The 12,402-nt window shown below is 66.6% G+C and carries 11 protein-coding genes; 5 read left to right on the forward strand and 6 right to left on the reverse strand.

Features of this window, described 5'->3' with window-relative positions; all coding sequences use genetic code 11:
• Positions 1 to 18: 18 nt before the first annotated feature.
• From ACQVDU_RS02950 to ACQVDU_RS02975, 6 genes are all read right to left on the reverse strand, one after another.
• Positions 19 to 1,686 carry an FAD-binding dehydrogenase gene (locus ACQVDU_RS02950; RefSeq protein WP_443476210.1) on the reverse strand — a complete coding sequence of 556 codons (1,668 nt, stop codon included), beginning with the start codon at positions 1,684 to 1,686 and terminating at the stop codon, positions 19 to 21.
• 37 nt (positions 1,687 to 1,723) lie between these two features.
• Positions 1,724 to 2,173 (reverse strand): globin, encoded by a 450-nt coding sequence (locus ACQVDU_RS02955; protein ID WP_300590523.1) that lies wholly within the window; start codon positions 2,171 to 2,173, stop codon positions 1,724 to 1,726.
• The gene (locus tag ACQVDU_RS02960) at positions 2,170 to 3,249 is read right to left on the reverse strand and encodes a mechanosensitive ion channel family protein (RefSeq protein WP_443476211.1); all 1,080 of its coding nucleotides are present in this window, start codon (positions 3,247 to 3,249) and stop codon (positions 2,170 to 2,172) included. The genes ACQVDU_RS02955 and ACQVDU_RS02960 overlap by 4 nt, the downstream gene beginning before the upstream one ends.
• Positions 3,250 to 3,319: 70 nt before the next feature.
• The gene (pepN, locus tag ACQVDU_RS02965; protein WP_300590374.1) at positions 3,320 to 5,863 is read right to left on the reverse strand and encodes an aminopeptidase N; all 2,544 of its coding nucleotides are present in this window, start codon (positions 5,861 to 5,863) and stop codon (positions 3,320 to 3,322) included.
• Positions 5,864 to 5,944: 81 nt separating this feature from the next.
• Complete coding sequence (locus ACQVDU_RS02970) at positions 5,945 to 7,618, reverse strand: SulP family inorganic anion transporter (protein ID WP_300590373.1); 1,674 nt, start codon at positions 7,616 to 7,618, stop codon at positions 5,945 to 5,947.
• Positions 7,615 to 7,983, reverse strand: a complete 369-nt coding sequence (locus ACQVDU_RS02975; RefSeq protein ID WP_300590372.1) for an ArsR/SmtB family transcription factor — start codon at positions 7,981 to 7,983, stop codon at positions 7,615 to 7,617. Before ACQVDU_RS02975 ends, ACQVDU_RS02970 begins: the two co-directional genes overlap by 4 nt.
• Positions 7,984 to 8,050: 67 nt before the next feature.
• Here ACQVDU_RS02975 and ACQVDU_RS02980 point away from each other — a divergent pair, with 67 nt between their 5' ends.
• Genes ACQVDU_RS02980 through ACQVDU_RS03000 form a run of 5 tightly spaced genes read left to right on the forward strand, consistent with a single transcriptional unit; the run spans position 8,051 to position 12,326 of the window.
• On the forward strand, positions 8,051 to 8,581 hold the full coding sequence (locus tag ACQVDU_RS02980) for a ribose-5-phosphate isomerase (RefSeq protein ID WP_300590371.1): 531 nt from the start codon (positions 8,051 to 8,053) through the stop codon (positions 8,579 to 8,581).
• Positions 8,581 to 9,579 (forward strand): Fpg/Nei family DNA glycosylase, encoded by a 999-nt coding sequence (locus ACQVDU_RS02985; protein ID WP_443476212.1) that lies wholly within the window; start codon positions 8,581 to 8,583, stop codon positions 9,577 to 9,579. The genes ACQVDU_RS02980 and ACQVDU_RS02985 overlap by 1 nt, the downstream gene beginning before the upstream one ends.
• A 30-nt stretch (positions 9,580 to 9,609) precedes the next feature.
• The gene (locus ACQVDU_RS02990; RefSeq protein ID WP_300590369.1) at positions 9,610 to 10,239 is read left to right on the forward strand and encodes an FMN-binding negative transcriptional regulator; all 630 of its coding nucleotides are present in this window, start codon (positions 9,610 to 9,612) and stop codon (positions 10,237 to 10,239) included.
• Positions 10,236 to 11,732 (forward strand): amidohydrolase, encoded by a 1,497-nt coding sequence (locus ACQVDU_RS02995; RefSeq protein WP_443476213.1) that lies wholly within the window; start codon positions 10,236 to 10,238, stop codon positions 11,730 to 11,732. The genes ACQVDU_RS02990 and ACQVDU_RS02995 overlap by 4 nt, the downstream gene beginning before the upstream one ends.
• A gap of 54 nt (positions 11,733 to 11,786) precedes the next feature.
• Complete coding sequence (locus tag ACQVDU_RS03000) at positions 11,787 to 12,326, forward strand: gamma carbonic anhydrase family protein (RefSeq protein ID WP_443476214.1); 540 nt, start codon at positions 11,787 to 11,789, stop codon at positions 12,324 to 12,326.
• Positions 12,327 to 12,402 lie beyond the last annotated feature (76 nt).

A 12,402-nucleotide genomic window follows, 5' to 3' on the forward strand; every position in this document is an offset into this window, starting at 1 on the left:
CCAGGCCGCGTGACTCGGTCACACGGTCGCTGCTGCGCCCCGTCCAGCCGCGCGGCCCGAGAACAGGCATCCTCCGACGAAGGTGCCTTCGAGCGCGCGATAGCCGTGCACGCCGCCGCCACCGAACCCACTGGCCTCGCCCGCGGCGAACAGTCCCTCGATCGGCTCGCCGCCGGCTCCGAGCACCCGCCCGGTCAGATCAGTCTCGATGCCGCCGAGCGACTTGCGCGTCAACACGTGAAGCTTGACCGCGATGAGCGGCCCCGCAGCGGGGTCGGTGATGCGATGCGGGGCAGCCGTGCGGACGAGCCTGTCACCGCGGTAGGCGCGAGCCGAGCGCAGCATCGCGACCTGGGCGTCTTTCGTGAAGTCGTTGCCCATCTCACGGTCACGAGCTTCGACCTCGAAGCGGACGCGGTCGGCATCCAGAGCCTCGCCGCCGGGGAGCGCCCGCATGCCGTCGATGAGGCTGTCGAGGTCGTCTCGGATCACGAAGTCGGCGCCATGGTCGAGAAAGGCTTGGACGGGACCGGCAGCGCCCTTCCCGAGCCGCGAGCGCAGCAGCAGTCGCACGTCCTTGGCGGTGAGGTCGGGGTTTTGTTCGCTGCCTGAGAGCGTGAACTCTTTCTCGACGATCCGCTGCGACAGCACGAACCAGGAATGGTCGTGGCCGGTCGCGCGGAGGTGTGCGAGGGTGCCGAGCGTATCGAAGCCGGGGAACAACGGCACGGGAAGGCGCGCGCCGGTGGCATCGAGCCAGATCGAGGACGGACCGGGCAGGATCCGGATGCCGTGCAGCGGCCAGATCGGGTCCCAGTTCTGGATGCCCTCGACGTAGTGCCACATGCGGTCGCGGTTGATGAGGTTTGCGCCGGCGGCCTCGGTGACACCGAGCATGGAGCCGTCGACATATGCAGGAACTCCCGTGACCATGTCTGTGGGGGCCGTTCCCAGTCGCTCGGGCCACCACCTGCGCACCAGGTCGTGGTTGCCGCCGATCCCTCCGGATGCGACGACTGTCGCGCCAGCCTCGATCTCGAACCGCCCGACGATATCGCGTGACGTTACCACGCCACGGGCGGCGCTGGAGGGCGCGAGAACATCGCCGGCAGCGCCCGTCACGGCACCGTCTCGCACCGTGAGCGAGGTCACGCGGTGCCGTGGGAGCGCTGTCAGCATCCCGGCCCGCTCGGCATCCTCGAGTGCCGCTTGGAAGGGTGTGACAAGCCCGGGGCCGGTACCCCCCGTGATGTGGAAGCGGGGCACGGAGTTCCCGGGGCCCCCGGCGGTGTAGCCGCCGCGCTCCGCCCACCCGACGACCGGGAAGAAGCCAACGCCGCGTTGGCGGAGCCAACTGCGCTTCTCACCCGCGGCGAACTCGAGGTAGGCCTCGGCCCAGCGGCGGGGCCAGGCATCCTCGGGGCGGTCGAACCCCGCCGTGCCGAACCAGTCCTGTCGTGCCAGTTCGAGGCTGTCGCGGATTCCCATTCGCCGCTGCTCGGGCGAATCGACGAAGAACAGTCCACCAAACGACCACCACGCCTGTCCGCCGAGGTTCGTGCGCGGCTCCTGGTCGAGGACTGTGACGCGCTTGCCGGCCGCGGCTGCCTCCGCGGCGGCGACAAGGCCAGCCAAGCCCCATCCGATCACGAGGACGTCGGTGCGGTGAACGGATGCTTCGGTCATGCGACTCCCTTGTCGTGAAATGCCGGCGTCGTGCGCGTCAGTTCTCTGACGTCAGCGGAATGTCTGTGCGACCGCCCGCCCCCGGCCCGATCTCGGTTCGTTCGAACGTGTTCACCATGGCATGCGCGGCGCGACTGAGGTAGTCCCAGAGGAGTTCTTCGTGAAGGGGCGACAATCCCGCCTCGTTGACGGCGGCGCGCATGTGTGCGAGCCATCTGTCACGCGCGTCGGGATTGACGTGGAACGGTGCGTGCCGCATCCGCAGGCGGGGGTGGCCGCGCTGCTGGCTGTAGGTCGTCGGCCCGCCCCAGTACTGCTCGAGGAACATCAGCAGACGCTCTTTAGCCGGCCCGAGGTCCTCTTCGGGGTACATGGGACGCAAGACGGGGTCATCTGCGACCCCTCGGTAGAAGCCGTCGACGATACGCACGAACGTCTCGTGTCCGCCCACCGCCTCGTAGAAGGACTGCTGCTCGGGCGTGCTCACGTCTCTGCTTCCTCGGATGCTTCAGAGTCGGCATCCGTCTTCTTGCTCGTTCGCTTGGCGCGCCAAACGGGCCGATCCGGAACCCCAGGATGCGCGATCGGGGTCGGTTTGGTTCGGGGCGGGTTGGCGCCGCGCACCCGGCCGGCAGTCTCGAGACCCGACAGCATGATCGAGTTCATCTGCGGCAGGGTCAGACCCAGGCCGTCGATCGCGCGCTTGAGGCGCATCCGGAGCTCACGGGCGACGTCATCCTTGGCCCCGGCCCGCGTCTTGATCACGATCCGGATGACCAGCGCGTCTCCTGACACCGACTCAAGTCCCCAGACCTCGGGGTCCTCGATGATGCGGCTGCGCCACTTCGGCTCCTGCGCGAGCGCACGGGCGGCATCCAGCATCGCCTGTTCGACCTCGTCCACGTCGGCGTCGACGGGCACGGCAAGGTCGATGATCGCGCGCGACCACCCCTGCGACATGTTGCCGATGCGGGTGATCTCGCCATTGCGAACGAACCAGAGCGTGCCGTTGACGTCGCGCACCTGCGTGATGCGCACGCTGACATACTCCACGACTCCGGTGGCAAGGCCGAGGTCCGCGACGTCGCCGATGCCGACCTGGTCTTCGGCGACGATGAAAATCCCGTTGAGCACATCCTTAACGATGTTCTGGGCGCCGAATCCGAGGCCTGCCCCGATGGCTGCGCTCAGCAGCGTGAACGAGCCCATCACCTGTGGGCCGGCGAGGATCAGGATGATCAGCAGGATCGCGACGATCACCACGGTCACGTTGACGATGTTCTGCATGATGGACCCGAGCGTGCGGGTGCGCTGCACCAGGCGAACGGATGCCAGCGGCGAGCGCTCAAGTGCCTGCGTATCGTCGACGCGAGCACGAGACTTGGCGCCTTCGACGATCCGGCGAACGACCCGTCGGATGATCAGGCGCAGCACCCAGACGACCACCACGGCGCTCGCGAGGACGATGACGATCTGCAGAAGCGTGCCGCCGATCTCACCGAGCAGCTTGAGAAAGCCATCCCACAGGCTTCCCGAGGTGGTAGCCGTATCGAATCTGTGCATCAGACGAATCCTAGAACCTGCGCCCCGAGCGATGCTGGATCACTCGGGGCGCAGGTGGTGGCAATGTGGCTCAGTTCGCGTCGCGCTCCTGGACCGCCAAGGCACGCTCGACCCCGGCGAGGTTTTCGGCCACCAACCGGCGCAGCGCTGCAGGCGCTTCCGCGTTGGCGGTGAGCCACGCGCGCGTCGCGTCGCGAAGCTTCGCGTTCGCCAGCGGTGCGGGGTACAGGCCGAGCACAAGGTACTCGGCGATCTTGTAGGTGCGCGATTCCCAGACCGGAAGCAGCATCGCGAAGTATTGGTCCACGAACTCATCGAGAAGCAGCACGCCGGCAGGGTGCGTGAAGCCGAGACCTGCGGCACGTACGAGCGTGTTGGGCAGGCGATCGGAGTCGACCAACGACGACCACGCAGCACTCTTTGCTTCGGGGGTCGGCAGCGCAGCTTTGGCCTGGGCGGCGAACTCGGCGCCCTTGGCCGTGTTGTCTGCAGCCAGCGCTTCGTCGATGACGCCCTCGGTGATGACCCCGCCTGCGGCCAGCGATACCAGCAGCTGCCACGACAGGTCAGTGTCGATCGTGAGACCGTCGAGGCAAATCTCGCCGGCGCGCAGACCACGCACGGTCTCCCAGTGTTCCGGGGTTGCAGCGGAACTCGCGAACGCGGTGACGAACTGCAGTTGGCTGTCGCTTCCGGCATCCGCAGCTTGGGCAAGGGCCCATAGCCCGTCGGCCACCTTCTGACGAGACGTGTCGCGCTTGTCGGGGCTCACATAGGAGTTGGCCGCCAGCTGAAGCTGCGCGAGAGTCGTTCGCACGGTGGTCGACTCGGTCTCAGAGGCGATGTTGCCGAGGACCAGGTCGAGATAGTCGGATGCCGACGCCTCGGCATCCCGCGTCTGATCCCACGCCGCACCCCAGACGAGCGAGCGGGCAAGCGGGTCGGAGATCTTCGAGAGATGGTCGATCGCCGTCTGCAGAGAGCGCTCGTCGAGACGGATCTTCGCGTACGCGAGATCGTGGTCGTTCAGGAGCACTAGGTCGGGCCGGGCGAGGCCGACGAGCTCGGGTACGTCGGTGAGGTCTCCGTCGACGTCCAATTCCGTGAAGTGGGTGCGAACGAGTTCCCCGTTCTGCAGGTCGTAGAACCCGACCCCGAGCCGGTGCGGACGGATGGTCGGATAGTCGGCCGGTGCCGTCTGCACGATCTTGAACGCCGAGATCGTGCCATCTGCGGCCTCGACAATCGCGGGGGAGAGGGTGTTGACGCCCGCGGTCTCGAGCCACTTCTTCGACCACTCGGTCAGTTCGCGTCCGCTGGTGGTCTCCAGCTCGGTCAGCAGGTCGCGAAGTTCCGTGTTGCCGTATTCGTGCTTACGGAAGTAGGCGCCCACCCCGGCGAAGAACTCGTCGATCCCGACCCACGCGGCCAGCTGCTTGAGCACCGAGCCGCCCTTGGCGTAGGTGATGCCGTCGAAGTTCACCTGAACGTCTTCGAGGTCGCGAATCTCCGCGACGACGGGGTGCGTCGAGGGGAGCTGGTCCTGGCGGTAGGCCCAGGTCTTCTCCATCGCGTTGAAGGTCGTCCACGCCTCGGTCCACTCGGTGGCCTCGGCCGTGGCGATCGTGGAGGCCCACTCCGCGAACGACTCATTGAGCCACAGATCGTTCCACCACTTCATGGTGACGAGGTCCCCGAACCACATGTGGGCGAGCTCGTGCAGGATCGTGACGACGCGGCGCTCCTTGACGGCATCCGTCACCTTGCTGCGGAATACGTACACCTCGGTGAAGGTCACGGCTCCCGCGTTCTCCATCGCACCCGCGTTGAACTCGGGGACGAAGAGCTGATCGTACTTCGCGAACGGGTACGGGTAGTCGAACTTGTCTTCGTAGTAGGCGAAGCCCTGACGCGTCTTCTCGAAGATGTAGTCGGCGTCGAGGTACTGCCACAGGCTCTTGCGGGCGAAGATCCCGAGCGGGATGACGCGGCCCGACGCGCTCGTCAACTCCGAGAACGTCGACTCGTAGGGCCCCGCGATGAGAGCGGTGATGTACGACGAGATGCGTGGGGTCGGCTCGAACTCCCACGTCGCGACGCCCTCGCCGCTGGGTGTGGGTTCAGGGGTGGGGGAGTTGGAGATCACCTTCCACGACGCGGGAGCGGTCACCGTGAACTGGAACGTCGCCTTCAGATCGGGCTGCTCGAACACGGCGAAGACCCGCCGGGAGTCGGGCACTTCGAACTGTGTGTAGAGGTAGACCTCGCCGTCGACCGGGTCGACGAATCGGTGCAGACCCTCGCCGGTGTTCGTGTATTCGCAGTCGGCGACGACGATGAGTTCGTTCTCAAGGGCCAGCTCATCGAGCGCGATCCGGGACTCCGCGAACGCGGATGCCGGAATGCTGCGCCCGTTGAGCGTGATCGAGTGGACGTTCCGCGCGATCAGGTCGATGAACGTCGACGCGCCCTCGGTTGCGGTGAACCGCACCGTTGAGGTGGAGCGGAACACCTCCGGGCCGGTGGTCAGATCGAGCTCGACCTCATAGGACTGCGTGTCAAGGACGCCGCGACGTTCCTGCGCTTCGATGCGGGTGAGGTTTTCTCCAGGCACTTTCGGATGCTCCCAAGTGTGTGAGGGTTCAGGGATGCCGCGACACGGCCTCGCGCATTGTGGGCGCGACAACCCCCAAGCCTACGCCGCGAGTTCTCGCGCGATGTGACTGCGGGCGTGGGTTATCGCTGCGGGCAGGTCAGCGAAGAGGTGATTCTGGTGGCGCAGGGAATCCAAGACCCCGACTCGCCGGAACAGACCGTCGTGAAGCGGCTGCACACCCTTGATCAACACCGTGATGCCGCGTCGCTCGAGCGACTGGATGATGTCGGCCAGCATCCGTGCGCCCGTGGCGTCCACCAGCTCGAGTTGAGACATCCGGAGCACGACGACCGAGACATCGGTGAGAGACGCGACCTGCTCGAAAACGCGGTCGGCGGAGGCGAAGAAGAGGGGCCCGTCGATGGCGATGATCGCGATCCGTTCATCCCCGTGGACCGCTTCTCCGTTGATGGGTTCGCGGCGCACGCCGGTTTGGCGGGAGAGGCTGCGCACCGCAATGACTCCTGCGAACAGAACGCCGATGATGACCGCAACGATGAGATCGAATGACACCGTCACGAGCGCGGTGATGACGAAGGCGATCGCATCGGCGCGTGTCGAGGTCATGATCGCTCGCACCGTCGAGGCATGCACCATCCGGACAGCCGTCATCATCAGCACCCCTGCGAGAGCAGCGAGCGGGATCGCGCCGACGGGCTGGGAGATCACCATGACAACGAGCAGCAGGACGAGCGCGTGCGTGATCGCGGCAACGCGTGTGCGCCCACCTGAACGCACGTTCACGGCCGTTCTCGCGATGGCGCCGGTGGCAGGCATCCCCCCGAAAAGTGCGGAACCGAGTGAGGCGATGCCCTGGCCGACGAGTTCGCGATCGGGGTCATAGGGTCCCGTGTCGGCAAGCGACGCCGCAACACGAGCCGAAAGCAGCGACTCGATGGCCGCAAGCGCCGCCACTGTCAGCGCGGGTAGCAGCAGCTGACCGATGACAGCCGGGTCGAGCGAGGGAACGGATGGCGCCGGCAGGCTCGAGGGAAGGGCGCCGATCGTCGATAGCGGCGTAGCGACGATCAGGGCAAGCACCGTCACGACGGCGATACCGATCAGGGAACCGGGAAGGGCGCGGTGAATCCGAGGCGCAATCAGCATGATGACGGCCACGATCGCGGCGGCTCCCAGAGACCACGGCACATACGACCAGTCGGCCTCGGCGATCGATTGGACGGCGGCGATGATCGCGTTCGACGAGTGTTCGCCGGCGTGCACGGCATGCGGTGAGGTGAGAAGCGGGACCTGCTGAAGGAAGATGATGACTGCGATCCCCAGGGTGAACCCTTCGATGACAGGCCAGGGGATGAACGAAACCGCGCGACCGAGCCGTAGAGCGCCGGCAGCGATAACGATGACGCCCGCGATCGCCGTGACAGCGACCACGGCACCGGCACCATGGGTCGCGACGATGGGAACCAGAACGACGACCATCGCTCCGGTCGGCCCGGAAACCTGCACATTGGACCCGCCGAACACCGCCGCCAGGATGCCCGCGACGATCGCCGTGACCAGGCCCGCTTCAGCTGAGAGACCGGAGCTCACGCCGAACCCGAGCGCAAGTGGCAGCGCGACGATTCCGACGGTGACCCCGGCAACGAGGTCTCCCCGCCACGTGCGTGGCAGTCGGCGATAGTCCTGGATGCTCGGCAAGAGCGCTCGCGCCGATCGTGCGAGCGACCGGGCCGAGCGTCGTGCCCGGCTCATGGCGCTACCGTGCCGAACGAGGGCAGTGTGTCGACGTGGGCCAACTGAGCACTGTCGGCTTCCAGCATGCTCAGGAGCAGCGCTCGTGCGACAGCCAGCAGGTCGGCAACGCGGGGATCGGCAAGTCGGTAGAACACGTGGCTGCCTCGGCGCTCCGACTGCACGAGGCGATGGCGGCGGAGCACCGCCAGGTGTTGCGACAGGTGCGAGGCCTCGAGCGCCGTCTCAGCTTGCAGATCGGCCACGCTCACTTCTGGGCTCGAAGACAAGAGTTCAAGGATGCGGATGCGGAACGGATGCGCGAGCCCCTTGAACAGGTTGGCCTTGACTTCGTAAAGCGGGCGTTGGGCATCATTCAATGGCATGATGAAAACATCATATCGGCGAATATCGGTCCCCGTCGCTCACCGGCGCTTCCCTAGGATGGGAGCCATGCGCATCCATATCGCCACCGACCACGCCGGCATGGAGTTCTCCACGCAACTCCAGCACCATTTGGCCGAGCAGGGTCACGAGGTCATCGACCACGGTCCGATCGAGTACGACGCCGTCGACGACTACCCATCGTTTTGTATCCGTGCCGCTCTTGGCGTCGTCGCCGATCAGAGCGCGGGAGTCGAAGCTCTCGGGATCGTGTTCGGGGGATCGGGCAACGGTGAGCAGATCGCCGCGAACAAGGTGCGTGGCATCCGTGCCGCCCTCGTGTGGAGCATCGCAACCGCGGAACTCGCCCGGCAGCACAACGATGCGAACGTCATCGCCATCGGAGCCCGGCAGCACTCTTTCGACGAGGTCGTGACCTTTATCGACCGGTTCATCGAGACGCCGTTCTCGAACGAGGAGCGTCACGTGCGCCGGATCGGCCAGATCGCGGCGTACGAGGCCGACGGGTCTCTGCTGCCTGACCCGCGTGATGTGGCGAGCACCGCGGCGACGGACTCGTTCGACCCAGAAGCTGGTTGATGCCCGAGGGTCATTCCGTTCACCGGATCGCCCGGCAGTTCGCGCGGAACTTCGTCGGTCGTCTGGTTGACGCATCCAGTCCGCAGGGCCGCTTCGCCGAGGGTGCAGCTGCGCTCGCGGGACGAGAGATGCTCGAGGCCCGTGCCGTCGGCAAGCAGATGTTCCTGCGCTTCGATGGGGATCTGTGGCTGCGTGTGCACCTCGGTATGTACGGTGCGTGGGACTTCGCGGGCGTGATCGACGCCGACCCGACCATCGCGGCGGCCAACGGCCGGATGGGGCAGACCAACCAGCGCGGCACGGTGATCGACGAGCCGATTCTGGATGCCGCGGGCGAGAATTCGCTCACCTCGATCGGGGCCCCCCGGCGAGCACGGGTTCACGTGCGGATGTCGGAGCAGACGACAGGCCTGCCCGACGAGGAAGGTCAGTGGCCGCCGCCAGTGGTTGGTCAGGTTCGGCTGCGGTTGCTCACCGATGAGACGTGCGCTGATCTGCGGGGACCGACAGCATGCGAGCTGCAGACGCCGGATGAGGTAGCCGCCTCGATCGCAAAGCTCGGGCCGGATCCGCTCGTCGACGATCTCGCCGAGGGTGAAGAGCGGTTCACCGCCCGGGTGCGGCGGGCGCCGACACCGATCGGACTGCTGCTGATGGACCAGTCGGTCGTCAGCGGAATCGGCAATGTCTATCGAGCTGAGCTTCTGTTCCGTGCGCGATTGAACCCGCACACTCCTGGGCGTGACGTGCCGGAAGAGACGGTGAGGTCACTCTGGCGTGACTGGACGCGACTGCTGCAGATCGGCGTCGAGACCGGCCAGATGATGACGATGGACGACCTGGATGCCGACGCCTACCGCCGCGCCATGGCACACCGCGACGACCGTCACTGGGTCTACCACCGCGCCGGGCTGCCGTGCCGAGTCTGCGGCACCGCAATCATCGTCGAAGAGGCTGCGTCGCGGAAGCTGTACTGGTGCCCCCGGTGCCAAGCGTGACCATGGATCCTGCCGCCTTAGGCTGAACGCATGCGCCAGAACCCGAGCTTCGCCATGACCGATGTTGGCGAGTTGCGGCGGGTTGTCGAACACAATCCGTGGGCGACACTCGTCAGTTCGACGGATGACGGTCTCGTCGCCTCGCACTATGCAGTGCTTCTGGATGACACGAGAGACGACCTCACCGTCGTCGGTCACGTCGGCAAGCCCGATGACCTGATCCTGGGGCTCGGAGAACGTGAGCTTCTCATCGTCTTCCAGGGGCCGCACGGCTACATCTCACCCGGATGGTACGGTGACCGGCCGAGCGTCCCGACCTGGAACTTTGTGACAGTCCACCTGCGGGGCGTACCCGAGCTGCTGTCCACGGAGGAGAACCTGCGCGTGCTCGATCGCTTGGTTGCGCGTTTTGAGTCCCCGATGTCCGAGCCCCGGCTGCTGTGGGAGCGCCCGAACGATGCCGACTTCGTCGAGCGACTCGAGCGCGGCACCGTGGGCTTTCGCCTCACGCCGACGTCGGTGACGGCCAAGCGCAAGCTCAGTCAGAATCGTCCGGTCGAGCTCGTCGATCACGTCATCCGTGAGCTTGAGAACGACGGCCCGCATCACAATCCGACGCTTGCCGCGGAGATGCGCCGCGCGAACGACGCCCGCGCATGAGTGCCCTCGGCGCGACGGTGTCGACAATTGTCGGCGTGCAGATCACAGGACCGGGAAGCGAGCTCTTGCCCGTCGACGGCGCGTATGACGTCTTCATCGAGGGTGGCCGTATCAGTGATCTTGCCCCCGCCGGCGCTGTTCGTCCGGTCGGCGAGGTGCTGCAGGCAGATGGTGCCTGGCTCATCCCGGGGCTGTGGGATCACCACGTGCACACGGTGTCCGCCGCTCTCACCCGACAGCGTGAGCCGCTCGGTGCTGCCGAATCAGCGTTTCATGCCGCTCACATCATGGCGGGCGCCCCGCTCCTCGGTCGCGGCATCCGTGTGGGTGCCGGCTTTCGGGATGCCTTCTGGCCCGACGAACCGACGCTCGAGATGCTGGATGCGGCTACCGGCGCCGTCCCCGCGTATCTGATCAACGCGGACCTGCACAGCGTGTGGCTGAACTCCGCTGCCTTCGCGCGCGAGGAGATCACGCCTCCTGACGCATCGGGGATGCTCCGGGAGGAGCCGGCGTTTGAGATCACTCGTCGGCTGGCGGCTGCGAGCCCCGATGATGCCGACGAGGCAGTTGCCGACCTCGCACGACACGCCGCATCCCGTGGGGTCGTCGGGATCGTCGACCTCGACATGGCCTGGAATGCGGATGCCTGGTCACGCCGCGTCGCTGCGGGCTTCGACACGCTGCGCGTCGATTTCGGCACCTACCCGTCGGAGCTCAGCCGGCTCATAGAGACGGGATGGCAGAGCGGAGACCGGCTGAGCGAGCTGGTGACGGTGGGACCGTTGAAGGTCATCACCGATGGGTCGCTGGGAACCCGAACGGCCGCGTGCTCGCATCCGTATCCCGGCGATGCACACAATCACGGGGTTCTGACCATCCCGCCCGCGGAGCTGGTCGCACTCATGACGGATGCCGCGGCTCACGGCATCTCATGTGCGATCCACGCGATCGGCGATCTCGCGAACACTCATGCGCTTGACGCGTTCGCGGTGACGGGAGCGACCGGAACGATCGAGCATGCCCAGCTGGTTTCGGCCGTCGACATCCCGCGTTTTGCTCGCCTCGGTGTCGGGGCGAGCGTCCAGCCGGAGCATGCGCTCGATGACCGGGACCTCTCCGACACGATCTGGTCGGCCCAGATCGCCAGGCCATACCCCTTCCGGGCTCTCGTGGATGCTGGAGCGAATCTGCTGTTCGGCTCCGATGCGCCGGTGGCGCAGCTCGATCCGTGGGCGGCGATGGCATCGGCGATCTATCGCACCCGCGACGGTCGCTCACCGTGGCAGGTCGACCAGGCCGTTGACGCACGTGTCGCGCTGGGTGCGTCGACACACGGGGGCTCCACTGCTCCCGGTCGCATCGAACCGGGGGCGGTCGCAGACCTCGTGCTGTGCGGGGAAGATCCGATGACGGCATCCGAATCCGCGCTGCGGTCGATGGAGGTTCGTGCGACCCTGCTCGGAGGACGGGTGACGCACCTCGCGCACTGACCCGACCGGACATCGGCCTGGCCGGGCCGAGCGGCGCTGCCCTACTGTCGGAGCATGACCTCAGATTCCGCATCCGTTCTCTCTGTCGCCGGGCTGACTCCCGACATCGACGAGTCCGCGTTCCTCGCGGCAGGCGCGCGCGTGATCGGCGACGTGCGGCTCGGGCCCGAGTCCAGCGTCTGGTACAACGCTGTGCTCCGCGGCGACAGCGCGTCGATCACGGTCGGCGCCGGTTCGAATCTGCAAGACAACGTTTCGGTGCATGTGGATGCCGACAGCCCGGTGGTCATCGGCGAGAACGTGTCGGTCGGTCACAACGCCGTCGTCCACGGCTGCACCGTCGAAGACGGATGCCTCATCGGTATGGGATCCGTGATTCTCTCCGGCGCCGTCATCGGTGCGGGATCACTCGTGGCCGGGGGAGCACTCGTTCTCGGCGGCACGATCATCCCGCCCGGATCGATGGTCGCCGGCGTCCCCGCGAAGGTGCGTCGTGAGCTCACGGAAGACGAGAAGCTCGGCATCCTGCGTAACGCCGAGGTCTACCGCGAGCACGTCGCAGCGCACCGCGAGGCCCGCGACGCGGGCGAGTAGGCCTCGGTGGGTTGGAGGGGGCGACGGGAATCGTCCCCACCGCCACTCCACGCGCCGCTCCGCGCCGCGCGGAGCC

The organism is Microbacterium sp. F2, assembly GCF_052274505.1.
Lineage (GTDB): Bacteria > Actinomycetota > Actinomycetes > Actinomycetales > Microbacteriaceae > Microbacterium.